The sequence below is a fragment of the Streptomyces sp. NPDC034103 genome (assembly GCF_055575395.1).
In genome coordinates this window covers 352435-378245 of the sequence record NZ_JBVISS010000007.1, presented here as the reverse complement: position 1 = coordinate 378245, position 25811 = coordinate 352435, and the positions used below count along the sequence as shown (strand labels likewise).

The window sequence follows — 25811 nt, the reverse complement described above, 5'->3', positions numbered from 1 at the left end:
CCTGTTCCGGGCCCGCCCCTCCCCCGAGAGGAAGCAGCTACATGTTCCGCAGTTTGCGAAGAGCGCTGTGCGCGGTGGCCGCAGCCCTTCTTCTGCCCCTGGGCGCACAGACGGCCCACTCCGCCGAGACCGCGGCGGGCGCCGGCTACTGGCACACCAGCGGCCGCCAGATCCTGGACGCGGCCGGTCAGCCCGTCCGGATCGCCGGGATCAACTGGTTCGGCTTCGAGACGAGCAACAACGTCGTCCACGGCCTGTGGGCCCGCGACTACAAGTCCATGATCGACCAGATGAAGTCGCTGGGCTACAACACCATCCGCCTGCCGTTCAGCGACGACATCCTCAAGCCCGGCGCGATGCCGGGCAGCATCGACTTCTCCGGCGGAAAGAACGCCGACCTCCAGGGCCTGGGCTCGCTGGGGGTCCTCGACAGGATCGTCGGCTACGCCGGTCAGGCCGGACTGAAGATCGTCCTGGACCGCCACCGCCCGGACGCCGCCGGCCAGTCGGCGCTCTGGTACACCGCGGCGGTACCGGAGTCGACCTGGATCGCCAATCTCAAGGCCCTCGCGAACCGCTACAAGGGCAACTCCACGGTCGTCGGCATCGACCTGCACAACGAGCCGCACGACCCCGCCTGTTGGGGCTGCGGGGACACGACCCGGGACTGGCGGCTGGCCGCACAGCGCGCGGGCAACGCGGTCCTGTCCGTCAACCCCGACCTGCTGATCATGGTCGAGGGCGTGCAGTCCTTCAACGGCGTCAGCGGCTGGTGGGGCGGCAACCTGATGGGCGTCGCCCAGTACCCGGTCCAGCTGGACGTGGCGAACCGGCTCGTCTACTCCGCCCACGACTACGCCACCTCCGTGGCCCAGCAGAGCTGGTTCACCGACCCGGCGTTCCCGGCGAACATGCCGGCGATCTGGGACAAGTACTGGGGTTACATCTTCAAGCAGAACATCGCGCCCGTGTGGGTGGGCGAGTTCGGCACGACCCTCCAGTCGACCGTGGACCAGAAGTGGCTCGCCGCGCTGGTGGACTACCTCCGGCCGACGTCGACGTACGGCTCGGACTCCTTCCACTGGACCTTCTGGTCCTGGAACCCCAACTCCGGTGACACCGGCGGCATCCTGAAGGACGACTGGCAGACCGTCGACACCGTCAAGGACGGGTACCTGGCGAGCGTGAAGGCGCCGGGCTTCCCGTCGGGCGGAGGCGGCGGCGGCGGTGGTGGCGGCGGAGGCGGCGGGGGTTCGGCCGCCTGCACCGCCGCCTACACCGTCAGCAGCGACTGGGGCGGCGGCTTCAACGGCGAGGTGAAGGTGACCAACTCCGGTACCACACCCATCAGTTCGTGGAAGGTCACCTGGACCTGGAGCGGCTCGCAGCGGGTGACGAGCATGTGGAACGCGTCGTACACCCAGAGCGGGGCGACCGTGACCGCGACCAACGCCGCGCACAACGGAACCCTCGCGGCCGGGGGTTCGGCGACCTTCGGCTTCGGCGGGGCGCCCGGGGGAGCCGGGGTGCCCGCGGTGACCTGCACGCCGGCATGAGAGAAGGGCGCCCGGTCAGACACCGGGCGCCCTTCACCGTCGTACGGCCGTCGACGGCTACAGCTTGTCGATCACGTAGTCGACGCACTTCGTCAGCGCCTCGACGTCGGCCGGGTCGATCGCCGGGAACATGGCGACGCGCAGCTGGTTGCGGCCGAGCTTGCGGTAGGGCTCGGTGTCGACGATGCCGTTGGCGCGCAGGACCTTGGCGATCGCGGCGGCGTCGATCTCGTCGGAGAAGTCGATCGTGCCGATGACCTGCGAACGCTTGGCGGCGTCGGCGACGAACGGGCTCGCGTACTTGCTCTCCTCGGCCCAGCCGTACAGGCGGGTCGAGGAGTCCTTCGTACGGGCCGTGGACCAGGCCAGACCGCCCTGGCCGTTGAGCCACTCCAGCTGCTGGTTGAGCAGGAAGAGGGTGGCGAGGGCCGGGGTGTTGTACGTCTGGTTCTTGCGGGAGTTGTCGATCGCCGTCGGCAGGCTGAAGAACTCCGGTACGTGCCGGCCGGAGGCGTGGATCCGCTCCGCGCGCTCGATCGCCGCCGGGGAGAAGATCGCGATCCACAGACCGCCGTCGGCGGCGAAGGACTTCTGCGGGGCGAAGTAGTAGACGTCCGTCTCGGTGATGTCGACCGGCAGGCCGCCGGCGCCGGAGGTCGCGTCGACCACGACGAGGGAGCCCTCGTCGGCACCGGCCACGCGCTTGATCGGCATGGCGACACCGGTGGAGGTCTCGTTGTGCGTGAGGGCGTAGACGTCGACGCCCTCCTCGGCCTCGGCGTCCGGGTGCGTGCCGGGGTCGGAGGCGATGACGGTCGGGTCACCGAGCCACGGGGCGAGCTTGGCGGCCTTGGCGAACTTCGAGCTGAACTCGCCGAAGTTCAGGTGCTGCGACCTGTTCTCGATCAGGCCGTGCGTCGCCACGTCCCAGAACGCGGTGGAGCCGCCGTTGCCGAGGACGACCTCGTACCCCTCGGGCAGGGAGAACAGCTCACCGATGCCCTCGCGCACCTGCCCGACCAGGTTCTTCACGGGGGCCTGGCGGTGGGAGGTGCCGAGGAGAGAGGTACCGGTCGCGGCCAGCGCGTCCAGCGCTTCCGTCCGCACCTTGGAGGGGCCAGCGCCGAAACGTCCGTCGGCGGGCTTGATGTCAGCGGGAATCTGGATCTCAGCCACGGGGTGAGGTTAGCCGGTGGGGGAAACAGGGGCGAAACGTAGTCCGTCGGCTGAGACGTGGGATTTGGAATGCTGGACCCATGACGGATCTCGAGGCCGGTCTGCGCCGGGCGGTCCGGGGCGAGGTGGCGTTCGACGTCACCTCCCGCGCGCTGCACACCATGGACGCCTCCAACTACCGGCGGGTCCCGCTCGGCGTCGTCGCTCCCCGGGACGCCGACGACGTGGCCGCCGCGCTGGAGGTCTGCCGCACGCACGGGGTGCCCGTGGTCGCGCGCGGCGGCGGCACCTCCATCGCCGGCCAGGCCACCGGCACCGGAGTCGTGCTGGACCTCACCCGGCACATGAACCGGCTGCTCCGCCTGGACCCCGCCTCCCGTACCGCCGTCGTCCAGCCCGGTCTTGTCCTCGACCGGCTCCAGGAGGCCGCCGCCCCGCACGGGCTGCGGTTCGGGCCGGACCCCTCCACGCACAGCCGGTGCACGCTCGGCGGGATGATCGGGAACAACTCGTGCGGCTCGCACTCGGTGGCGTGGGGGACGACCGCGGACAACGTGCGGGAGCTGGAGGTGGTGACCGCGCGCGGCGAGCGGCTGCGACCGGGGCAGGACTGGGCGGGGGCGCCCGAGGGGCTGCGGGAGCTGGTGGCGGGGGACCTGGCACGGCTGCGGACCGGGTTCCCGGAGCTGCCGCGCCGGATCTCGGGGTACGCGCTGGACGCGCTGCTGCCGGAGCGGGGCGCGGACGTCGCCCGGTCGTTCTGCGGCAGCGAGGGCACCTGGGGGATCCTCACCGAAGCCGTCGTACGACTCGTCGAGTCGCCCCGCGCGCGTGCCCTCGCGGTCCTGGGATACCCGGACGAGGGCGCGGCCGCCGAGGCCGCCGCCGGGCTGCTGCCGCACCGCCCCCTGACGGTGGAGGGCATGGCGGCCGACCTGGTGCCCTCGGCGGTCGCGCTGCCCCGGGGCGGGGCGTGGCTGTTCGTGGAGACGGGCGGTGACACGCAGGCCGAGGCACGCGCGCGTGCGCGGGCCGTCGTGCGGGCCGCCGACGTCCTGGACGCGGTGGTGGTGACCGACCCGGCCGGACAGCGCGCCCTGTGGCGGATCCGCGAGGACGCCAGCGGGACGGCCACCCGGATGCCGGACGGCAGCGAGGCGTGGCCCGGCTGGGAGGACTGCGCGGTGCCGCCGGCCCGGCTGGGCGCCTATCTGCGCGACTTCCGGGGGCTGCTCGCCGAGCACGGGCTGCGCGGGACGCCGTACGGGCACTTCGGGGACGGCTGCATCCACGTCCGCATCGACTTCGACCTGCTGACGGAGGCGGGGGTGGCCCGCTTCCGGCGCTTCTCCGAGGAGCTGGCCGACCTGGTGGTGGCGCACGGCGGTTCGCTGTCCGGGGAGCACGGGGACGGGCAGGCACGGGCGGAGCTGCTGCCGCGGATGTACGGCCCGGAGCTGGTGGGCCTGTTCGAGCGGGCGAAGGCGGTGTGGGACCCGGACGACCTGCTGAACCCCGGGATGCTGGTCCGCCCCGCCCCCCTGGACGCGAACCTCCGCTTCTCGGTGCTCCCGCGCCGCCCGGTCGACGTGGCCTTCGGCTACCCGTCCGACGGCGGCGACTTCTCCGCGGCCGTACGCCGCTGCGTGGGCGTCGCGAAGTGCCGTACGACGTCGGCGGCGGGCTCGGTGATGTGCCCGTCCTTCCGCGCGACCGGCGAGGAGGAGCACTCCACGCGCGGGCGCGCCCGGCTGCTGCACGAGATGCTCGCGGGCGAACTGGTCACCGGGGGCTGGCGGTCGCCGGAGGTACGGGACGCGCTGGATCTGTGCCTGTCCTGCAAGGGCTGCCGTTCCGACTGCCCGGTCGGGGTCGACATGGCCACCTACAAGGCGGAGTTCCTGCACCACCACTACGCGGGGCGGCGCCGCCCCGCCGCGCACCACTCGATGGGCCGGCTGCCGATGTGGCTGCGGGCGGTGGCCCGTACGCGCACGGCGCGCCTGTTCAACGCCCTCGCCGCGGCCGGGCCCGTCGCGGCGCTGGGCAAGCGGCTCGGCGGGATCGCCCCCGAGCGCGCGCTTCCCCGGGTGGCGACGCGCACGTTCACCCGGTGGTGGGCCCGCCGCGAGGCCGGGCGCGGCGACGGACCACGCGGGCGGGTGGTCCTGTGGCCGGACACCTTCACCGAGCATCTGTCGCCGTCGGTGGGCCGGGCGGCGGTACGGGTCCTCAGGGCGGCGGGCATCTCGACGGTCCTGCCCCCGACCCTGGTCCCGTCCCGGAGCGGCTTCCGGCCCCTGGCCGCCCGCCGGGGCCGGGTCTGCTGCGGCCTGACCTACGTCTCCACGGGCCAGCTGGACCGCGCCCGTACGGTCATGCGCCGCACCCTCGACCTGATGGCACCGGTCCTGGAGACGGACCTCCTCGTGCTCGTCCTGGAACCGAGCTGCGCGGCGGCCCTGCGCACGGACCTGCCGGAGCTGCTCCACGACGACGAGCGGGCGGGACGTCTGGCCGCGCGGGTCGTGACCTTCGCGCAGGCGCTGGAACGCCTGGCGCCGGAGTGGACCCCGCCTCGACTGAACCGTCCGGTCACCGGCCAGACCCACTGCCACCAGCACGCGGTCCTCGGCGAGGCCGCCGAGCGCCGGCTGCGCGAGGCGGCGGGCCTCACCGGCGAGCTGGCGTCCGGCTGCTGCGGACTCGCGGGCAACTTCGGCTTCGAGAAGGGCCACTTCGAGGTGTCCCGCGCCTGCGCCGAGGACCGCCTCCTGCCCGCGGTACGGGCGGCGGACCCCGACACGGTGATCCTCGCCGACGGCTTCTCGTGCCGGACGCAGCTGGAGCAGCTGGCGGGCACGCGGGGGCGGCATCTGGCGGAGGTCCTGGCGGAGGGGCTGGGGGAGGGGTTGGGGGAGGACCGGGGGACGAAAGACCCTGGAGCGGGGCCGGGAGGTCGGTGACAGTCGTATAAGGGGTTCACGCACCTGGCGTAGTCCATTACTCTGGACCTGGTAGTGCACCCCGATGAACATAACCGTGTGCCGAGTCCCCCTGGAAGGCCCCGTGACCACGCCCAGCGCAGCCGTCCCGTCCACCGCCACGCCGGTCGTCCCGGCCCCGGCCGGCGCCCCCCGCCGCCGCGGTTCGCTCGGTCCCGTCGGGCTGGTGCTGGCCGGCGGGATCTCGGTGCAGTTCGGCGGGGCGCTGGCGGTCAGCCTGATGCCGCGGGCCGGGGCGATGGGGGTGGTGACCCTGCGGCTGGTCGCGGCGGCGCTGGTGCTGCTGGTGATCTGCCGCCCCAGGCTGCGCGGCCACTCGCGGGCGGACTGGGGCACGGTGGTGGTCTTCGGCCTCACCATGGCCGCGATGAACGGCCTGTTCTACCAGTCGGTCGCCCGGATCCCGCTGGGCCCGGCGGTCACCCTGGAGGTCCTCGGCCCCCTCGCGCTCTCCGTCCTGGCCTCCCGCCGGGCGATCAACCTCGTGTGGGCCGGACTGGCGCTCGCGGGCGTGTTCCTGCTCGGCGGCGGGGGCTTCGGGAGCCTGGACCGGGCGGGTGTGGCGTTCGCCCTGGCCGCGGGGGCGATGTGGGCGGCGTACATCGTCTTCAGCGCGCGCACCGGGCGCCGCTTCCCGCAGGCCGACGGACTGGCCCTGGCGATGGGGGTCGCGGCGCTGATGTTCCTGCCGCTGGGGATCGCCGAGTCGGGGACGAGGCTCCTCGAACCCACGACGATCGTCCTGGGCTCGGCGGTGGCGATCCTCTCCTCCGTCCTGCCCTACACCCTCGAACTCCTCGCCCTGCGCCGCCTGCCCGCCTCCACCTTCGCCATCCTGATGAGCCTCGAACCCGCCGTCGCCGCCACCGCGGGCTTCCTCGTCCTGGACCAGGCACTCACCACCACCGAGTCCGCCGCGATCGCCCTGGTCATCGCCGCGAGCATGGGGGCGGTGCGCACCCAGGTGGGACGGCGGAAGGCGAACCTCGGGGAACCGAAGGGGAGTTGAGCGGCCACCACGCCCCCGGGCGGCCGGCTTCTCGTACGTTATGCGCATTGTCAGCGGTCCTGACCGGCCTCACCCTGAGCTCTCATGGACAACGGAGTACCGCACGGGCAGACCGGCGCGCCTCCCCGGCCCTCGCCGACCGAACTGGTGGAACTGGTCATCCCCGGGACCGGCGTGGTGGACCGCGAGGAGGCGCTGCGGCCGTCCGACGTACGGCTGGTGAGCGGCGACGACAGCGCGGGCTGGTACCGGGCCGCCGAGCCGGACCCGGACGGGCCGCCGGTGCTGCGGGAGGTGTACGACTGGCCCCGGCTGCTGATCGGAGGTGCCGGCCGGGCGGTCTGGCTCTTCCTGCTGCCGTTCCTCGTGATCAACCTGGTGACGTGGATGCAGCCACGGTTACCCGACCGCTCCTGGCAGGGCTCGCTGTACAGCTTCGGGGCGCGGCTGCTCGGACTCTCCCTGACCGTGATGCTCGTCGGCGTCTTCGGACAGACGGCCATGGACCAGGTCGTCTGGCAGTGCGGAGCCGCCGTCGCCGACTGCGTCCCGGACAACTTCGCGGTGGCCGCGGCCCGCAGGCCGGACACCGGCACGGGTCTGGCGCTGGCCGCCCTCGCGCCCCTGATCGTCGGGACCCTGATGGCGTTCAGTGCCCGGGACGCCAAACGCGAGTACCGCCCGGTCCTCAGGACCGCCTCCCGCGAGAGCTACGAGCGGGACGAGGAGCGGGACCGGCGGCGCTCCGACGGACACACCCGCCGGCCCCTGGAGGTCCGCGGCTTCTGGGAGCACAACACCCGCGCGCGGGGCCTGGCCACCCGGCACCTGTGTGCGGGGCTGCTCACCGTGGCCATGCTCCTGATCGTCCCGCCGCTCCAGTACGACCTGCGCGAGGGCGACGCCGCCCTCGCCCTGACCGTGTTCGTGCTGACCCTGGTCATGGCCGCCCTCGTGGTGATCGACGGCCCGTACTTCCGGGCCGGCTACGTCCAGCGCGAGGAGACCGCGGGCCGGCCCCGGCGCCGGCGCCTGTGGCCCCTGCGGCACGCGCGGGCCGCCGTCAGCGCCTGCCTGCTGGTGACGGTCGCCGCCATGGTGTGCTGCGCGGTGCCCGGCCGGGACTGGGCCGCCGCCCGTGAGCGCTCCGTCATGTTGCCCGGCATGGGAGCCGAGGCCAACTACGTGGTCATCGCCCAGGGCGTCGGGCTCGCGCTCATGGTCGCCGCCTGTCTCGCCATGCTCGCGGGGGAGTCCGGCACGGCGGCGAGGACCACCCTGTTCGGACTGCTGGGGCCGGTGGTGGGCGTGCTGGCCTGCTTCACCGGCTGGCTGTACACGGCCGCGTTCTCCCTGTGGGCCCAGGGCTGGCTCACCCCCGACGGCGACGCGTACGCGGCCCGCATCCCGAGGGCCGTCCAGGTGGTCGCGGCGGCCTTCCCGCTGGTGGTGCTGATCGCCGCGGCGGTGGGCGCGGTCGCCGCCGCCTTCGTCGCCGTACGCCGGCCGTGGCGGCCGCAGGACCCTCCGCCCGCGCCCGATCCCGGCGCGGATGCCGACGACACCGCGGACAACCAGAGCCAGGAGGCGCTGCTGCGCCTCGCGGAGTACACCAAGACCCGCGCCCTGATCTGGTACGACCGCGGTCTGGCCACCCTCGCGGTGCTGGTCGTCCTCCTCACCTGCGCCATGTACGGGGCCTACTGGGTCGGCGACGGCTCCTGGCTGGCGGGGGTACGGGACGTGACGGCCGACGGGCTGAAGCAGCTGACGACCCTCGGGGCCGTCATCCTGGTCGGCCTCGTCGCGGTGGCCGCCTTCGCCGTACGGGCCATCGTGCTGCGGCCCGAGATGCGCCGGAACGCCGGGCTGGCCTGGGCGTTCGGCGCGTTCTGGCCGCGCGCGGCACATCCGTTCACCCCGGCGGCCTGGGCGGTGCGGACCGTCCCCGAACTGGTGCACCGCATCGAGCACCTGCTGGACGGGAACGAGCGGCGCATGCTGATCCAGGCGCACTCGATGGGGTCCGTCATCGCCGTCGCGGCGCTGTGGCAGGTCCGGCCCGACCTGCGCCCGCGCATCGCCCTGCTCACCACGGGCAGCCCGGTCGGGGTGGTGTTCCAGCGGCACTACCCGGGCTACGCGCCCGACGCCTCGATCCGCTCCCTGGCGACCCTGCGCGCCTGGACCAACGTCCACCGCACCACCGACGTGCTGGCGGGACCCGTCATGGGGGACCTGGCCACGAGCGGCCGGTTCGAGGACGTGGCGTGGAAGGACGGGGTGAACCCGACAGCCGACCCGGCGGCCGCGAGCCCCCGCCGGACACCGGCCCAGCCCGTCTTCTGGCCGTTGGAGCGGCACAACAACTACCGCCGCGCGCCCTGGCTCCGCCCGCTGCGCAGGCATCTCCTCGACCGTCTCGCTGAACCCCCTGCCGCGCCGGCCCCGGCCGTCCCGCCCGCCCGCGCGCCGGACGGCGGGCCTGGTCCGGGTGTGCTGAGCGACGCCGACTGAGCCCACCTCGGGAAGAAATCAATGCAAGCATGCTTGCTTGTTTTTTGGTCGGCTGCCATTCTCGCCCCATGGCAGACCCGACACCCGTGCTCGACGATCTGCGGGCCGAGAGCGAGGAGCTCGACCGGCTGGTCGCCGGGCTGAGCCCCGAGCGCTGGCGCCTGGCGACCCCCGCACCCCGGTGGAGCATCGCCCACCAGATCGCCCACCTCGCCTGGACGGACCACTCCGCCCTGCTGGCCGTGACCGACGAGGACGCGTTCCGGGCGCTGGTCGACAAGGCCCTCGCCACCCCGGGGTCCTTCGTCGACGACGGCGCGGAGGAGGGGGCCGGGCTGCCGCCCGGCGAGCTGCTGGCGCGGTGGCGGGAGGGCCGTGCCGCGCTCGACCGGGCGCTGCGCGAGGCGCGGCCCGGCGCCCGCTTCCCCTGGTACGGCCCGCCCATGGCCACCGCCTCCATGGCCACGGCCCGGCTCATGGAGACCTGGGCCCACGGCCAGGACGCCGCCGAGGCACTGGGCGTGTCCCGCGCCCCCACCGACCGGCTCCGGCACATCGTCCGCCTCGGTGTCCGCACCCGCGACTTCGCCTTCGGGGTGCACGGGCTGACCCCGCCGCCCGGCGAGTTCCGGATCGAACTGCGCGCCCCGTCCGGCGAGTTGTGGTCCTACGGTCCCGAGGACGCCGGGGAGCGGGTCACCGGCACCGCCCTCGACTTCTGCCTCCTGGTCACCCAGCGCGCCCACCGCGCCGACCTCGCCCTGCGCGCCGACGGCCCGGGCGCCGACCGCTGGCTGGACATCGCCCAGGCCTTCGCGGGACCGCCGGGGGACGGGCGGAAACCGAAGGAGGGCCCGGCGTGACGGTCCTGCGGGTCGGCAACGCCTCCGGCTTCTACGGCGACCGGTTCGACGCCCTGCACGAGATGCTCACCGGCGGCGAGCTCGACGTCCTCACCGGCGACTACCTCGCCGAACTGACCATGCTCATCCTCGGCCGCGACCGCATGAAGGACCTCGGCGCCGGATACGCCCGCACCTTCCTGCGGCAGCTGGAGGAGTGCGTGGGCCTCGCGCACGAGCGGGGCGTACGGATCGTCGCCAACGCCGGGGGCCTCAACCCCGCCGGACTCGCGGGCCGGGTGCGGGAGGTGGCCGACCGTCTCGGCATCCCCGTCCGGGTCGCCCACGTCGAGGGCGACGACCTGACCGCGGACCACCCCGGCGCCCTCGCCGCCCACGCCTACCTCGGCGGCTTCGGCATCGCCGCCTGTCTGCGCCAGGGCGCCGACATCGTGGTCACCGGACGCGTGACCGACGCGGCCCTGGTCACCGGGCCCGCCGCCGCCCACTTCGGCTGGGGGCCCGGGGAGCACGACCGGCTGGCCGGGGCCGTCGTCGCCGGGCACGTGCTGGAGTGCGGCACACAGGCGACCGGCGGGAACTACGCCTTCTTCCGGGAAGGGGACGTCCGCAGACCCGGCTTCCCCCTCGCCGAGATCCACGAGGACGGCACGGCGGTCATCACCAAGCACCCCGGCACCGGCGGCTTCGTCGACGTCGGCACGGTGACCGCGCAGCTGCTGTACGAGACCGGCGGCGCCCGCTACGCCGGGCCCGATGTCACCGCCCGCCTCGACACCGTCCGCCTCACCCAGGACGGCCCCGACCGCGTCCGGATCGAGGGCGTCCGGGGCGAGGCCCCGCCCCCGACCCTAAAGGTCGGCCGCAACCGGCTCGGCGGGTTCCGCAACGAGGTCGTCTTCGTCCTGACCGGGCTCGACATCGAGGCCAAGGCGGCCCTGGTGCGGGCGCAGATGGACCCCCACCTCGGCAAGGTCGCCGACGTCCGCTGGGACCTCGTGCGCACCGACCGGCCCGACGCCGACACCGAGGAGACCGCGAGCGCGCTGCTGCGGCTCGTCGTACGGGACCCCGCCCCAGAGGCCGTGGGGCGGGCGCTGAGCGGGGCGGCCATCGAGCTGGCGCTCGCGAGCTACCCCGGCTTCCACGTCCTCGCGCCCCCCGGGAAGGGCGCGCCCTACGGGGTCTTCGAGGAGGCGTACGTCCCCCAGGACGCCGTGACCCAGGTGGCCGTCCTCCACGACGGGCGGCGGCTGCCCGTGCCACCGGCCCAGGACACCCTCGTCCTCGACGACGTGCCCGAGCCGCCCCTGCCCGCGCCGCTCGCGCCGGGGCCCACCCGCCGGGCCCCGCTCGGGCTCGTCGTCGGCGCCCGCAGCGGCGACAAGGGCGGGAACGCCAACGTCGGCGTGTGGGCCCGCACCGACGAGGCCTGGCGGTGGCTCGCGCACACCCTCACCGTCGACCGCTTTTGCGAACTGCTCCCGGAGACCGCCGAGTTGAAGGTCACCCGGCACCTCCTGCCGCACCTGCGGGCCCTCAACTTCGTGGTCGAGGGCCTCCTCGGCGCCGGTGTCGCAGCCCAGCACCGTTTCGACCCGCAGGCCAAGGCGCTCGGCGAATGGCTGCGCTCCCGCCACCTCGACATACCGGAGGCCCTGCTGTGACCGTCCTGCCGTCGACGCTGGACACCACCGGCCCCGACCACCGCGCCCACCGCGAGGCCATGCTCGCCAAGCTCGCCGAGCTGGACGCCGAGCACGCCAAGGCCCTCGCGGGCGGCGGCGAGAAATACCTCCAGCGGCACCGGGGGCGCGGCAAGCTGCTCGCCCGCGAACGCGTCGAGCTGCTCCTCGACCCCGACACCCCCTTCCTGGAACTGTCCCCGCTCGCCGCCTGGGGCAGCGACTACACCGTCGGCGCCTCGCTCGTCACCGGCATCGGCGTCATCGAGGGCGTGGAGTGCCTGATCACCGCCAACGACCCCACCGTGCGCGGCGGCGCCAGCAACCCCTGGTCGCTGAAGAAGGCCCTGCGCGCCAACGACATCGCGCTCGCCAACCGGCTGCCCTGCATCAGCCTGGTGGAGTCGGGAGGCGCCGACCTGCCCTCCCAGAAGGAGATCTTCATCCCCGGCGGGGCCATCTTCCGCGACCTCACCCGGCTCTCCGCCGCCGGGATCCCCACCGTCGCCGTCGTCTTCGGCAACTCCACCGCCGGCGGCGCGTACGTCCCCGGCCTGTCCGACCACGTGATCATGGTCAAGGAGCGCGCGAAGGTCTTCCTCGGCGGGCCGCCGCTGGTGAAGATGGCCACCGGCGAGGAGAGCGACGACGAGTCCCTCGGCGGCGCCGAGATGCACGCGCGCGTGTCCGGGCTCGCCGACTACTTCGCCGTGGACGAGCGGGACGCGCTGCGCCAGGCCCGGCGGGTGGTCGCCCGCCTCAACCACCGCAAGGCGTACGGCGATCCGGGCCCGGCCGAACCGCCCGCATACGACGCGGAAGAGCTGCTGGGAATCGTCCCCGGCGATCTGAAGACACCCTTCGACCCCCGCGAGGTCATCGCCCGGATCGTCGACGCCTCCGACTTCGACGAGTTCAAGCCGCTGTACGGGACGAGCCTGGTGACGGGGTGGGCGGCGCTCCACGGCTATCCGGTCGGGGTGTTGGCCAACGCCCAGGGGGTCCTGTTCTCCGAGGAGTCCCAGAAGGCGGCCCAGTTCATCCAGCTCGCCAACCAGCGCGACATCCCCCTGCTCTTCCTGCACAACACCACCGGCTACATGGTCGGCAGGGAGTACGAGCAGGGCGGCATCATCAAGCACGGCGCCATGATGATCAACGCGGTCTCCAACTCCCGCGTCCCGCACCTGTCCGTGCTGATGGGCGCCTCCTACGGGGCGGGCCACTACGGCATGTGCGGGCGGGCCTACGACCCCCGCTTCCTCTTCGCCTGGCCCAGCGCCAAGTCGGCCGTGATGGGCCCCCAGCAGCTCGCGGGCGTGCTCTCGATCGTGGCCCGCCAGTCGGCGGCGGCCAAGGGACAGCCCTACGACGACGAGGGCGACGCCGCCCTGCGCGCCCTGGTCGAGCAGCAGATCGAGTCCGAGTCGCTGCCGATGTTCCTGTCCGGGCGGCTCTACGACGACGGCGTCATCGACCCCCGCGACACCCGGACGGTACTGGGACTGTGCCTGTCCGCGATCCACACCGCCCCCTACGAGGGCGCACGCGGCGGCTTCGGCGTCTTCCGGATGTGAGAGGGAACCCTTCAGTGATCACTTCTGTGCTCGTCGCCAACCGGGGCGAGATCGCCTGCCGGATCTTCCGCACCTGCCATGAGCTGGGCATCCGGACGGTCGCGGTGCACTCGGACCCGGACGCGCACGCCCTCCACACCCGCGTCGCGGACGCGGCGGTACGACTCCCGGGCGCCGCGCCCGCCGACACCTACCTGCGCGCCGACCTGATCGTGGAGGCGGCGCTCGCCTCCGGCGCCGACGCCGTGCACCCCGGGTACGGCTTCCTCTCCGAGAACGCCGGCCTCGCCCGGGCCGTCCTGGACGCGGGCCTGGTCTGGATCGGCCCGCCGCCGTCCGCGATCGAGGCCATGGCGTCCAAGACACGCGCCAAGCAACTGATGGGGCTGGCGCCCCTCGGGGACGTGAGCCCGGCCGACCTGCCGGTGCTGGTGAAGGCGGCCGCGGGCGGCGGCGGCCGCGGCATGCGGATCGTGCGCCGCATGGAGGACCTGACGGCCGCCCTGGACAGCGCCCGCGCCGAGGCCGCGAGCGCCTTCGGGGACGGCGAGGTGTTCGTCGAGCCGTACGTGGAGGACGGGCGCCATGTCGAGGTGCAGGTGCTCGCCGACGCGCACGGCACGGTGTGGGCGCTGGGCACCCGCGACTGCTCCCTCCAGCGCCGCCACCAGAAGGTGATCGAGGAGGCGCCGGCACCCGGGCTCCCCGAGGGACTCGTGACGGAACTGCACGCGCTGGCCGTACGCGCCGCGCGCGCTGTCGCCTATGTCGGCGCGGGCACCGTCGAGTTCCTCGTCGCCGGGAACACCGCACACTTCCTGGAGATGAACACCCGCCTCCAGGTCGAGCACCCGGTCACGGAGGCGGTGTTCGGCGTCGACCTGGTGGCCGAGCAGATCCGTGTCGCCGAGGGCCACGCCCTCGCACCCGAACCGCCCCCCGCGCGCGGCCACGCGATCGAGGCCCGCCTCTACGCCGAGGACCCGGCGACCGACTGGACCCCCCAGACGGGCACCCTGCACCGCCTGAGCGTCCCGGAGAACGTCCGCCTGGACACGGGCTACGCGGACGGCGACGCGATCGGCGTCCACTACGACCCGATGCTCGCCAAGGTCGTCGCGCACGCCCCCACGCGCGCCGAAGCGGTCCGCAAACTCGCGGGCGCCCTGGAAAGGGCCACGATCCACGGCCCCACCACGAACAGGGACCTGCTGGTGAACTCCCTGCGCCACAAGGAGTTCACGTCGGCCCGCATGGACACCGGCTTCTACGACCGCCACCTCACGGAACTCGTCGGCGGAACCGGGGACCCTTACGCCCCCCTGGCGGCGGCCCTCACGGACGCGGCCGGCCGGTCCCGCTTCGGCGGCTGGCGCAACCTGCACTCGGCCCCGCAGGCGAAGCGGTACGCGATGGCGGGGGAGGAGCACGAGGTCCGCTACCGGCACACCAGGGACGGCCTGGAGGCGGACGGGGTGCGGGTTCTGCACGCGGACGCGAGCCGGGTCGTCCTCGAAGTGGAGGGAGTGCGCCGGACGTTCGAGGTGGCGAGGTACGACGACCGGCTGTACGTCGGGGCCACGGCGCTGCGGGCCCTGCCCCGCTTCCCGGACCCGACGGCCCAGCTCGCCCCGGGTTCCCTCCTGGCCCCCATGCCGGGAACGGTCGTCAGGGTCGCCGACGGGCTGGCGGAGGGGACCGCCGTGGAGGCCGGCCAGCCCCTCCTGTGGCTGGAGGCGATGAAGATGGAACACAGGATCACGGCCCCCCACACCGGAACGCTCAGCGAACTGAACGCAGTCGTCGGCCAGCAGGTGACGGTCGGCTCTCTGCTGGCGGTAGTCCGATCGACCTGAAGGAGCCCCATGCCCACGATCGAGACCGACGAGCACAAAGCCCTCCGGGAAGCGGTTGCCGCCCTGGGCAGACGCCACGGCCGCACCTACGACCGGGAACAACTCTGGTCCGAGGCGGCCAAGCTCGGCTACCTCGGCGTCAACCTGCCGGAGGCATACGGTGGCGGAGGCGGCGGCATATCCGAACTCTCCCTCGTGCTGGAGGAGTTGGGAGCCGCCGGCTGCCCCCTGCTCATGATGGTCGTCTCCCCGGCCATCTGCGGCACGGTCATCGCCCGCTTCGGCACGGACGCCCAGAAGCAGCAGTGGCTCCCCGCCCTCGCCGACGGCACCCGCACCATGGCCTTCGGCATCACCGAACCCGACGCCGGCTCCAACTCCCACCGCATCACCACCACGGCCCGCCGCGACCCCGACACCGGGGACTGGCTCCTCACCGGCCGCAAGGTCTTCATCAGCGGCGTGGACATAGCCGACGCCACCCTCGTCGTCGGCCGCACCGAGGACTCCCGCACCGGCCGCCTCAAGCCCTGCCTCTTCATCGTCCCGCGGGACGCGCCCGGCTTCACCCGCCGCCAGATCGACATGGAACTGAACGCCGCGGAGAAGCAGTTCGAGCTCACCCTCGACGACGTACGCCTCCCCGCCGACGCGCTCGTCGGCGACGAGGACGCCGGACTGCTCCAGCTCTTCGCCGGCCTCAACCCCGAACGGATCATGACAGCCGCCTTCGCGATCGGCATGGGCCGGTACGCCCTCGCGAAGGCCATCGAGTACGCGCGCGACCGCACGGTCTGGAACGCCCCCATCGGCGCCCACCAGGCCATCGCCCACCCCCTGGCGCAGGCCCACATCGACCTCGAACTGGCCCGACTGATGATGCAGAAGGCGGCCCACCTGTACGACGCCGGCGACGACGCGGGCGCGGGCGAGGCCGCCAACATGGCGAAGTACGCGGCCGGGGAGGCGTGCGTGAAGGCCGTCGACCAGGCCGTGCACACCCTCGGCGGCAACGGCCTCACCCGCGAGTTCGGGCTCGCCTCGCTGATCACCGCCGCGCGCGTGGCCCGAATCGCCCCGGTGAGCAGGGAGATGATCCTCAACTACATCTCCCACCAGACCCTGGGTCTGCCCAAGTCGTACTAGGTCGTCGACCGCCTTGGAGGAACCGTGTTCCGCAGCGCGTACGCAGACGTCCCACCCGTCGAACTCCCCATCCACGACGCCGTACTGGGCCGGGCCGCCGAGTTCGGCGAGATACCCGCACTGATCGACGGCACGGACGGCACCACCCTCACCTACGGCCAACTGGACACGTTCCACCGGCGGGTGGCCGCCGGACTCGCCGAGGCGGGCGTGACCAAGGGGGACGTGCTCGCCCTGCACAGCCCCAACACCATCGCCTTCCCCACGGCGTTCTACGCCGCCACACGCGCGGGCGCCTCCGTCACCACCGTGCACCCCCTGGCCACGACTGAGGAGTTCGCCAAGCAGCTGAAGGACTCGGCGGCCCGCTGGATCGTCACCGTCTCCCCCCTGCTGGACACGGCCCGCCGGGCGGCCGAACTCGCGGGCTGCGTCCGGGAGATCCTCGTCTGCGACACCGCCCCCGGCCACCGCTCGCTCCTCGACATGCTCGGCTCCACGGCCCCCGAACCGGTGGTCGACATCGACCCGGCCGAGGATGTGGCGGCCCTGCCCTACTCCTCCGGCACGACCGGCGTCCCCAAGGGCGTCATGCTCACCCACCGCCAGATGGCCACCAACCTCGCCCAGCTGGAACCGGCCGTCTCCGGCGGCCCCGGCGACCGCATCCTCGCCGTCCTGCCGTTCTTCCACATCTACGGCCTGACCGCCCTCATGAACGCCCCCCTGCGCCGGGGCGCCACGGTCGTCGTCCTGCCCCGCTTCGACCTTCAGACCTTCCTCGCCGCCATCCAGAACCACCGCATCACCGGCCTGTACGTCGCCCCGCCGATCGTCCTCGCCCTCGCCAAGCACCCCCTCGTCGCCGACTACGACCTCACGACACTCCAGTACGTCATCAGCGCCGCCGCCCCCCTGGACGCGGCGCTCGCCGACGCCTGCTCACGGCGCCTGAACCTGCCGCCCGTCGGCCAGGCGTACGGCATGACGGAACTCTCGCCCGGCACCCACGTCGTCCCCCTGGCCGCCATGCGCGAGGCACCCCCCGGCACCGTCGGCCGCCTCGTCGCCGGCACCGAGATGCGCATCGTCTCCCTCGACGACCCCGGCACCGACGTCGGCATCGGCGAGGACGGCGAGATCCTCATCCGCGGCCCCCAGGTCATGAAGGGCTACCTCGGCCGCCCCGACGCCACCGCCGCGATGATCGACACCGACGGCTGGCTGCACACCGGGGACGTCGGCCACGTCGACGAGGACGGCTGGCTGTTCGTCGTCGACCGCGTCAAGGAACTCATCAAGTACAAGGGCTTCCAGGTCGCCCCGGCCGAACTGGAGGCACTCCTGCTGACCCACCCGGGCATCGCCGACGCCGCCGTCATCGGCGCCCACGACGACGACGGCAACGAGATCCCGCACGCGCACGTGGTCCGACAGCCCACCGCCACCGACCTCTCCGAGAACGAGGTCATGACCTACGTCGCCGAACGCGTCGCCCCCTACAAACGCGTCCGCCGCGTCACCTTCATCGACGGCGTGCCGCGCGCCGCCTCCGGGAAGATCCTGCGCCGACAGCTCAGGGAGCGCACATGACCCTGATCGGCCGCACCCGCGCGCGCGGCGTCGAGACCCTCACCCTCGACTCCCCGCACCGCCGCAACGCCCTGTCGGCGGCCCTGGTCGGCGAACTCGCCGCCGCGCTGACCGACACCGGCAAGGACGGCGACGTACGCGCCGTCGTCCTCACCCACACCGGCAACACCTTCAGCGCCGGCGCCGACCTCCAGGACCCACCGGACCCGGAGGCCCTGGTGCGGCTCCTGCGGCAGATCGTCGAGCTGCCCAAGCCGGTCGTGGCCCGTGTCACCGGCCACGTCCGCGCGGGCGGCCTCGGCCTGCTCGCCGCCTGCGACATCGCGGCGGCGTCCACCGGGGCGACCTTCGCCTTCACCGAGGTCCGCATCGGGGTCGCCCCCGCGCTGATCTCCCTGACCCTGCTGCCCCGCGCCGACCCCCGCGCCCTCGCCCGCCACTACCTCACCGGCGAACGCTTCGACGCCGCCGAGGCCGCCCGCACCGGCCTGCTCACCGCCACCGGCGACGACGTGGACGACATCCTCGCCCCCATCCTGGAAGGCCTGCGCAAGGCCGCCCCCGACGCCCTCGCGGAGACCAAGCGGCTGCTCACCGCTAGGGTGCTGGAAGCCTTCGACCGGGACGCGGCCGACCTCACCGCGCTCTCGGCCCGCCTGTTCGCCTCCGCGCAGGCACGCGAGGGCATGACGGCCTTCCTAGAACGACGGGACCCCCCATGGGCGCTGTGAGCACGGTCGGCGACCGAGTGGAACGTACCCCTAAGCAGGACCGCAGCCGCGCCACCCGGCAGCGCCTCCTGGAAGCCGCCGTGGCCTGCCTCGCCGAACACGGCTGGGCCGGCTCCACCGTCTCGGTCGTTGCCGAACGCGCCGGCGTCTCCCGGGGCGCCGCCCAGCACCACTTCCCCACCCGCGAGGACCTGTTCACGGCCGCCGTGGAGTACGTCGCGGAGGAACGCTCCACGGCCCTGCGCGCCCTCTTCCCCGAGGACACCACGGCCGACCGGCGGACCGTGGTGGCGGCCCTGGTCGACCTGTACACCGGCCCCCTCTTCCGCGCCGCCCTGCACCTGTGGGTCGCCGCCTCCAACGAGGAACGGCTGCGCCCGCGGGTCACCGAGCTCGAGGCCCGCGTCGGCCGCGAGACCCACCGCATCGCCGTGGACCTCCTCGGCGCCGACGAGTCCACCCCGGGCGTACGGGAGACCGTCCAGGGCCTGCTCGACATGGCCCGCGGCCTCGGCCTCGCCAACCTCCTGACCGACGACGCCGGGCGCCGGGAACGCGTCGTCGCCCAGTGGGCCGCGCTCCTGGACGACGCCTTGGACTGAGCCCGCCCGGCCGGCGCGTTCAGGGGCCGCCCGGCACTCAGGGGCTCAGCCGCTCCACCCGCCAGCTGCCGTCCGGCTCCGCCACGTACCGCAACCGGTCGTGCAGCCGGTTCTCCCGGCCCTGCCAGAACTCCACCGACCGCGGAGCCACCCTGAAGCCACCCCAGTGCGGCGGCACCGGCACCTGCTCGCCCTCCGGATAGCGGGCCTCCAGCTCGGCGTACGAGGCCTCCAGCTCGGCCCGCGTGGCGATCACCGAGGACTGCGCGCTGGCCCACGCCCCCAGCTGCGAACCGTGCGGCCGGGTACGGAAGTACGCGGCGGTCTCGTCCCGCCCGGTCCGGCGCGCGACACCCGTCACGATGACCTGCCGGGCCATCGGGTGCCACGGGAAGAGCAGCGCGACGTACGGGTTCTCGGCGAGGTCGTGCGCCTTGCGGGAGTCGTAGTTGGTGTAGAAGACGAACCCCTGCTCGTCGAAGTGCTTGAGCAGCACGGTGCGCGAGGCGGGCCGCCCCTCCGCGTCCGCGGTCGAGACCACCATGGCGTTCGGCTCGAAGAGACGGGCCTCGGTCGCCGCCTGCCGGAACCAGCGCGCGAACTGCGCCACCGGCGTCGCGGCCAGCTCGCTCTCGGCCAGGCCGTCGGCCCGGTACTGCTTGCGCATGGCGGCCGGGTCCGGGAAGGACGCGGGCTCGCCCGAGACGGTGTCTGCGTCGGTCACGCCGTCATCTTGCCGTACGGGATCCGCTGGAGGGCCGCTCGGGCCCACACCACCGGGATGGCACTCAGTGCCGCAAGCACTCCCCAAAGGTGGCACTCGGGGATATGGTGCAGATGTCGCAGCGGTGGGGTGACCACCCGCCGACGGGGCATCACCGGGCCCCGTACGGGGCATCACCGGGCCGACCGACCAGCCGGAGCCGAGCCCTCCGCCGGTCGCCCCATGCCACCCCGACAAGACCTGTCGCACACATCACGAGGAGCCGCCTGATGTCCGACCTCGACCCTGGCTTCGTACCCGGCCTCGAAGGAGTCGTCGCGTTCGAGACGGAGATCGCCGAACCGGACAAGGAGGGCGGCGCCCTGAGGTACCGGGGCGTCGACATCGAGGACCTCGTCGGTCACGTCTCGTTCGGCAACGTCTGGGGCCTGCTCGTCGACGGCGCCTTCCGCCCCGGCCTGCCGCCCGCCGAGCCCTTCCCGATCCCGGTCCACTCCGGCGACATCCGCGTCGACGTCCAGTCCGCGCTCGCCATGCTGGCCCCGGTCTGGGGCCTCAAGCCGCTGCTGGACATCGACGAGGCCCAGGCCCGCGACGACCTCGCCCGAGCCGCCGTCATGGCCCTGTCCTACGTCGCCCAGTCCGCCCGCGGCCAGGGCCGGCCCATGGTCCCGCAGAGCGAGATCGACAAGGCCCAGTCCGTCGTCGAGCGCTTCATGATCCGCTGGCGCGGCGAGCCCGACCCCAAGCACGTCGCCGCGGTCGACGCGTACTGGACCTCGGCCGCCGAGCACGGCATGAACGCCTCCACCTTCACGGCGCGGGTCATCGCCTCCACCGGCGCGGACGTCGCGGCGGCCCTCTCCGGCGCCGTGGGAGCCATGTCCGGCCCCCTCCACGGCGGCGCCCCCTCCCGCGTCCTGCACATGATCGAGGAGATCGAACGCACCGGCGACGCCGAGGCGTACGTCAAGCAGGCCCTCGACAAGGGCGAACGCCTGATGGGCTTCGGCCACCGCGTCTACCGCGCCGAGGACCCCCGGGCGCGCGTCCTGCGCCGCACCGCCCGCGAGCTGGGCGCCCCCCGCTTCGAGGTCGCCGAGGCCCTGGAGAAGGCGGCCCTCGCGGAACTCCACGCCCGCCGCCCGGACCGCGTCCTGGCCACCAACGTCGAGTTCTGGGCCGCGATCGTCCTCGACTTCGCCGAGGTCCCGGCGCACATGTTCACCTCGATGTTCACCTGCGCCCGCACCGCGGGCTGGTCGGCGCACATCCTGGAGCAGAAGCGCACCGGCCGCCTGGTCCGCCCCTCGGCCCGCTACGTCGGCCCGGGCTCCCGCGGCCCGCAGGAGATCGAGGGCTACGAGAACATCGCCCACTAACCGGGACCCCCGTCACACGCAGACGACCCGCGAGCTCGGGTCCCTCCGCCTCACAGCGGGGAAGCCGGCCGGACGCACCGGCGAGCTCGCGGGTCGGGTGACTGCTTGGGATTGGGCCGGCTGCACGCTTGTTTCGCGTACGGGTCCGGCACCGCACTGAAATGTGGTGACGGGCCGCTAGCCCGCAGCCACCTCTTCCGTCCGGTAGGAATACATCTGCCGAACCACCTCCCTTCTGAAGTAGCAGCAGCCTAAGAACCCGCCGGCGCTCCATCAACCGCTTTTTCGGAAAGACGGCCAGAGCGAGCCGCGGCCCCGCACGGCGGTCCCGGCGACGGCGATGATGACGTGCGGGTTCGCGGATCCTCGTACGAAGATCGAGATTGAGGTGTCCGCGTGGCGGGGAGGTGGATCTCGTGTCTGATTTTCGAACGTCCGGCTCTCGAGCGCCTGGTCTCCGGATCGAGCCCGTCGTGGGCGACGCCATGCTGGAGCAGTGGCGGCATGTCCACAACGTGATCATCCCGGCCCAGGAGCTGGACCTCGACTCGGTGCGGGAGCGCGGTACGCGGTATCGGCTGGAGAACGCGTACGTCGGCGAGGTGCTCGTCGGCTGTTCGACCGTGCGGCCCCCGCGGGACGGCGCGGCGACGGTCATCGCGCGCGTGCTGCCCGAGCACCGGCGGCAGGGCTTCGGGACGGCCCTGTACGAGAACGGGCTCGCCCACGCGCGCGTGCTCGGTGCCACGGCGATCGAGACCTGTGTGCTGGCCGTCAACGAGGACGGTCTGCGCTTCGCGGGACAGCGGGGGTTCACCGAGGTCGAGCGCTATACGCTGCCCGGCGAGAGCGACCTGTGGGTGGACCTCCGGCTGGACCCGGTGCCCTAGAAGCCGACGCGGCGTACAACGATTCCCCCAACTTGCGGGAACCCGGTGTGTGCTGCGTCACGTTCCAGTTAGATGATTGCAAGTGAGCGAACCGACGTGCCGTAAGGACGGACGCAGCCGCAGGGGGTCCAGGTGAGTGCATCCCGGCGTAGTGGGACCACCGACGAGCTGGGGCCGGACGAGCCCGAACAGCCCGACGGCGCGGATCTGCTCGCCGCCCTGCTCGACGGGATGGACGCGGCGCTGTGCGCCTTCGACGCGGACGGCGTGGTCACCCACTGGAACCGTGAGGCCGAGCGGATCCTCGGCTGGACCGCCGCCGAGGCGGTGGGGCGGCAGGGCTTCGCGGGCTGGGCGGTGCGCAGCGCGGACGCCCAGGACGTCGAGGGGCGGCTGATGTCCGCCATGCGGGCCCCCGGGCGGCAGGTGCACGAGTTCGCCCTGGTCACCAAGGACGGCGGCCGGGTCCTGGTGCGCACGCAGTCGGCCGCCGTGCGCGGACCCGACGGCAAGCCGGCCGGGGTGTACTGCGCCTTCAGCGAGGTGCACACGCAGATCGACCTGGAGCGGTCCATCGCGCTGAGCGAGGCGCTGTTCGAGGACGCCAGCTGGGGCGTCGTCCTCATGGACGCGGACCTCAGGCCCGCCGTCGTCAACGCGCACGCCGCGCGTGTCCTGGGCATCGGCCGTACGGCCGCCCTGGGCAGGCCGCTCGGGGAGCTGCTCGCGCAGGGCGTGGAGGAGCTGGAGAGCGCGCTCACCCATGTGCTGGCCGAGGGCGCGCCGCCCGCGCCCGCCGAGATCTGGGTGAGCGTGCGCACACCGGAGGGCGAGCGGCGGCGTTGCTGGCGCTGCGGCTTCGTACGGCTGGCCTCGCCGCTCGCGGAGGAGCCGGTGCCGCTCGGGGTCGGCTGGCTGTTCAACGACGTCACCCAGGCCAAGCAGGCCGAGCAGGAGGCGGCCCTGCTGCGCTTCCGCACCAATCAGCTGCACCGCGCCGCCCGCGCGGCCGCCGAGTGCGAGAGCCCGGCCGAGGCGGCGACGATCCACCTGGACTTCGCTCTCGCCGGTTTCGCCGACCACGCCGTGATCGACCGGGTCGCGGGTGACCCGGCGGCCGAGCAGGACGGTCCCGTACGGCTGGTCCGGGTCGCCACGACGCCCTCCGGGGCGCCGGGTCCGAGTCTGTCGACGGGACAGGCGGGACTGCCGGTGCGCTACGCCGAGGGGCATCCGGCGTTCCAGTGCGTGGAGCGGGCGGGCTCGGTGCGGGCGAGTGTGGGGGCGGTGCCGGCGGAGAAGGCCCGGCAGTGGGCCCTGGACCGGCAGTGGCCGGCGGACGCGGTGCACGCCTTGTGCGCGGTCCTGCGCAGCCGGGGGCGCACGCTGGGCGTCGTGACGTTCCTGCGTGGCGCCGGGCGCAGCCCGTTCGAGCGTTCCGACGCGGTGTACGCGGAGGACGTGGCGGTGCGGATCGCCGCGGCGCTGGATCTGGCGGGGGCGCTACGGGAGTGAGGCGAGCGCGGACGCGCGGTCCGGCCGACACCCGGACCCGCCCCGGCCCGCCCCCGTCCCGTGCCTCAGTGCCGGTAGTAGATCCGGTCCCCGTATTCCTCGAACACGCGCGCGTTCCACTCCAGGCCCCCGTCCACGTTCCCCGACCGCAGCATGGGCGGCTCGATGCCGCGCCCGGCGAGGTCGGCCGCCGCCGTGGCCACGACGGCCTGGAGGAGGGCCGAGGTGACGACCGTGGACGCGGGGGCGAAGGGGGCCGGGACCGTGTCGAGGGTGAGCTCCGCGTCGCCGATGGCGATCTTGGAGTCGAGGACGACGTCGCAGTGGTCCTTGAGGTAGGTGCCGGAGGAGTGCCGGGGGGTGGTCTCGGTGGCGTAGGCGACCGAGGTCACGCCGATGACCCGCACGCCACGCGCGCGTGCGGTCATCGCCATCTCCACGGGCAGCGCGTTGCGGCCGGACAGGGAGATGATCACCAGGGTGTCGCCGGCGCGGAGCGGGGAGGAGTCGAGGACGGCGCTGGCGAGGCCGTCGACGCGCTCCAGGGCGGAGCCGAGCGTGGCGGGCATGACGTCGACGCCGACGACACCGGGGACGGTGAGCAGGTTCATCAGCGCGAGGCCGCCGGCCCGGTAGACGACGTCCTGCGCGGCGAGCGAGGAGTGCCCGGCGCCGAAGGCGAACAGCCGGCCCCCGGCGGCGACGGTGTCGGCGAGGAGGCTCGCGGCCGCGCCGATACGCTCGGCCTCCTCGTCGCGGACCCGCCGCAGCAGGCCGATCGCGGCGTCGAAGAACCGGTCGGCGGGAGTGCCGTCGCTCATACGGGCCCCTTCGGGTCGGCTGTGTCGCGGATCACCGTGCGGTCTGGACCACTCCGGTGTCAATACGGCCGTACGGAAGCCGCTCCGGAGTCGTGGTGACGGCCCGCGGAGGGGCGGGAAGGGGGCCGAAACCGGCTCGTTTCACCGGCGCGGCACGGTTGTCAGTGGTATGCGTCAGAATTGAGGCCAGGGCCAGCGCACGCGCCGTGAAGTCGCCGCGCTTCCGGTAGATCTCATCGAGGGGCACGTATGTCCGGACTGATCGACACCACGGAGATGTATCTCCGCACCATCCTCGAGCTGGAGGAGGAAGGTGTGGTCCCCATGCGCGCCCGGATCGCCGAGCGGCTCGACCAGAGCGGGCCGACCGTCAGCCAGACGGTGGCGCGGATGGAGCGCGACGGGCTGGTGTCCGTGGCGAGCGACCGGCATCTGGAGCTGACCGACGAGGGGCGCCGGCTGGCGACGCGCGTGATGCGCAAGCACCGGCTCGCCGAGTGCCTGCTCGTCGACGTCATCGGCCTGGAGTGGGAGCAGGTGCACGCGGAGGCGTGTCGCTGGGAGCACGTGATGAGCGAGGCCGTGGAGCGGCGGGTGCTCGAACTGCTCCGGCACCCCACCGAGTCGCCGTACGGCAACCCCATCCCCGGTCTGGAGGAGCTCGGCGAGAAGGACGGCGCCGATCCGTTCCTCGACGAGGGCATGGTGTCGCTGGCCGACCTGGACCCGGGTCTGGAGGGCAAGACGGTCGTCGTCCGCCGGATCGGGGAGCCGATCCAGACCGACGCGCAGCTGATGTACACGCTGCGTCGGGCGGGCGTGCAGCCCGGTTCGGTGGTGAGCGTGACGGAGTCGGCCGGCGGGGTGCTGGTGGGCAGCGGGGGTGAGGCGGCCGAGCTGGCGTCGGACGTCGCCTCCCACGTGTTCGTCGCCAAGCGCTGACCGTCGCGCCTCTCCTGTCGGCTCTTCAACTTCCGCGACGGCAGGGGCAGTTGTGGCTCTCCGTCGATCTCGTCGAATCCAGGATTCAATGCGCCGAATCGCAGCGCTCCGGGGTCCCGCGTGCGAGGCTGTCGCGTGAGGCATATGACCTGAGGGGGCGGGAGGATGTGCCGCAGACATAGGGGAAGCCCCGGCGCCGTGTGGCGCCGGGGCCTGTCCTC

At 73.2% G+C, this 25811-nt stretch carries 19 protein-coding genes; 16 read left to right on the top strand and 3 right to left on the bottom strand.

Translation table 11 applies throughout. The annotated features are described in order from the left end of the window. Nucleotides 1-41: 41 nt before the first annotated feature. Nucleotides 42-1556, top strand: a complete 1515-nt coding sequence (locus ACZ56U_RS18030) for a cellulase family glycosylhydrolase (RefSeq protein ID WP_469084962.1) — start codon at nucleotides 42-44, stop codon at nucleotides 1554-1556. 57 nt (nucleotides 1557-1613) lie between these two features. Here the strand turns inward: ACZ56U_RS18030 and serC are convergent, their stop codons facing one another. Further along, nucleotides 1614-2732 carry a phosphoserine transaminase gene (gene serC, locus ACZ56U_RS18025; RefSeq protein WP_469084961.1) on the bottom strand — a complete coding sequence of 373 codons (1119 nt, stop codon included), beginning with the start codon at nucleotides 2730-2732 and terminating at the stop codon, nucleotides 1614-1616. Nucleotides 2733-2812: 80 nt separating this feature from the next. On the opposite strand from serC, the gene ACZ56U_RS18020 reads away from it, so the two are divergent. From ACZ56U_RS18020 to ACZ56U_RS17970, 11 genes are all read left to right on the top strand, one after another. Beyond that, nucleotides 2813-5698, top strand: coding sequence for an FAD-binding and (Fe-S)-binding domain-containing protein (locus ACZ56U_RS18020; protein WP_469084960.1), 2886 nt, complete (start codon nucleotides 2813-2815; stop codon nucleotides 5696-5698). 103 nt (nucleotides 5699-5801) lie between these two features. Then, on the top strand, nucleotides 5802-6746 hold the full coding sequence (locus tag ACZ56U_RS18015) for an EamA family transporter (RefSeq protein WP_469084959.1): 945 nt from the start codon (nucleotides 5802-5804) through the stop codon (nucleotides 6744-6746). Nucleotides 6747-6830: 84 nt separating this feature from the next. Further along, nucleotides 6831-9263, top strand: a complete 2433-nt coding sequence (locus ACZ56U_RS18010) for a hypothetical protein (RefSeq protein ID WP_469084958.1) — start codon at nucleotides 6831-6833, stop codon at nucleotides 9261-9263. Nucleotides 9264-9331: 68 nt separating this feature from the next. Continuing rightward, nucleotides 9332-10126 (top strand): TIGR03084 family metal-binding protein, encoded by a 795-nt coding sequence (locus ACZ56U_RS18005; RefSeq protein WP_469084957.1) that lies wholly within the window; start codon nucleotides 9332-9334, stop codon nucleotides 10124-10126. Then, complete coding sequence (locus ACZ56U_RS18000) at nucleotides 10123-11793, top strand: acyclic terpene utilization AtuA family protein (RefSeq protein WP_469084956.1); 1671 nt, start codon at nucleotides 10123-10125, stop codon at nucleotides 11791-11793. The genes ACZ56U_RS18005 and ACZ56U_RS18000 overlap by 4 nt, the downstream gene beginning before the upstream one ends. Beyond that, nucleotides 11790-13388: an acyl-CoA carboxylase subunit beta gene (locus tag ACZ56U_RS17995; protein WP_469084955.1), complete on the top strand. Its 1599-nt coding sequence runs from the start codon at nucleotides 11790-11792 to the stop codon at nucleotides 13386-13388. The genes ACZ56U_RS18000 and ACZ56U_RS17995 overlap by 4 nt, the downstream gene beginning before the upstream one ends. Nucleotides 13389-13402: 14 nt before the next feature. Then, complete coding sequence (locus ACZ56U_RS17990) at nucleotides 13403-15244, top strand: acetyl/propionyl/methylcrotonyl-CoA carboxylase subunit alpha (RefSeq protein WP_469084954.1); 1842 nt, start codon at nucleotides 13403-13405, stop codon at nucleotides 15242-15244. A 9-nt stretch (nucleotides 15245-15253) separates the two neighbouring features. Further along, nucleotides 15254-16390 (top strand): acyl-CoA dehydrogenase family protein, encoded by a 1137-nt coding sequence (locus tag ACZ56U_RS17985; protein WP_469084953.1) that lies wholly within the window; start codon nucleotides 15254-15256, stop codon nucleotides 16388-16390. A gap of 24 nt (nucleotides 16391-16414) precedes the next feature. After that, the gene (locus ACZ56U_RS17980; protein ID WP_469084952.1) at nucleotides 16415-17983 is read left to right on the top strand and encodes a 4-coumarate--CoA ligase family protein; all 1569 of its coding nucleotides are present in this window, start codon (nucleotides 16415-16417) and stop codon (nucleotides 17981-17983) included. Continuing rightward, nucleotides 17980-18714 (top strand): enoyl-CoA hydratase family protein, encoded by a 735-nt coding sequence (locus tag ACZ56U_RS17975; protein WP_469084951.1) that lies wholly within the window; start codon nucleotides 17980-17982, stop codon nucleotides 18712-18714. The genes ACZ56U_RS17980 and ACZ56U_RS17975 overlap by 4 nt, the downstream gene beginning before the upstream one ends. Continuing rightward, entirely contained in the window at nucleotides 18702-19316 is a 615-nt protein-coding gene (locus ACZ56U_RS17970) for a TetR/AcrR family transcriptional regulator (RefSeq protein WP_469084950.1), read from the top strand. Before ACZ56U_RS17975 ends, ACZ56U_RS17970 begins: the two co-directional genes overlap by 13 nt. 37 nt (nucleotides 19317-19353) lie before the next feature. On the opposite strand, the gene pdxH is transcribed toward ACZ56U_RS17970, so the two are convergent. Continuing rightward, the gene (gene pdxH / locus ACZ56U_RS17965; protein ID WP_469085065.1) at nucleotides 19354-19983 is read right to left on the bottom strand and encodes a pyridoxamine 5'-phosphate oxidase; all 630 of its coding nucleotides are present in this window, start codon (nucleotides 19981-19983) and stop codon (nucleotides 19354-19356) included. Nucleotides 19984-20309: 326 nt separating this feature from the next. On the opposite strand from pdxH, the gene ACZ56U_RS17960 reads away from it, so the two are divergent. From ACZ56U_RS17960 to ACZ56U_RS17950, 3 genes are all read left to right on the top strand, one after another. Next, the gene (locus ACZ56U_RS17960; RefSeq protein ID WP_469084949.1) at nucleotides 20310-21422 is read left to right on the top strand and encodes a citrate synthase 2; all 1113 of its coding nucleotides are present in this window, start codon (nucleotides 20310-20312) and stop codon (nucleotides 21420-21422) included. Between the two features lie 485 nt (nucleotides 21423-21907). Then, nucleotides 21908-22312 (top strand): GNAT family N-acetyltransferase, encoded by a 405-nt coding sequence (locus ACZ56U_RS17955; protein ID WP_469085064.1) that lies wholly within the window; start codon nucleotides 21908-21910, stop codon nucleotides 22310-22312. A 132-nt stretch (nucleotides 22313-22444) separates the two neighbouring features. After that, nucleotides 22445-23827 carry a PAS domain-containing protein gene (locus ACZ56U_RS17950; protein WP_469084948.1) on the top strand — a complete coding sequence of 461 codons (1383 nt, stop codon included), beginning with the start codon at nucleotides 22445-22447 and terminating at the stop codon, nucleotides 23825-23827. Nucleotides 23828-23892: 65 nt separating this feature from the next. Here the strand turns inward: ACZ56U_RS17950 and ACZ56U_RS17945 are convergent, their stop codons facing one another. Next, nucleotides 23893-24648 carry an SIS domain-containing protein gene (locus tag ACZ56U_RS17945; protein ID WP_469084947.1) on the bottom strand — a complete coding sequence of 252 codons (756 nt, stop codon included), beginning with the start codon at nucleotides 24646-24648 and terminating at the stop codon, nucleotides 23893-23895. A 249-nt stretch (nucleotides 24649-24897) separates the two neighbouring features. Here ACZ56U_RS17945 and ACZ56U_RS17940 point away from each other — a divergent pair, with 249 nt between their 5' ends. Next, nucleotides 24898-25590, top strand: a complete 693-nt coding sequence (locus tag ACZ56U_RS17940) for a metal-dependent transcriptional regulator (protein ID WP_391234190.1) — start codon at nucleotides 24898-24900, stop codon at nucleotides 25588-25590. The last annotated feature ends 221 nt before the right edge of the window (nucleotides 25591-25811 follow it).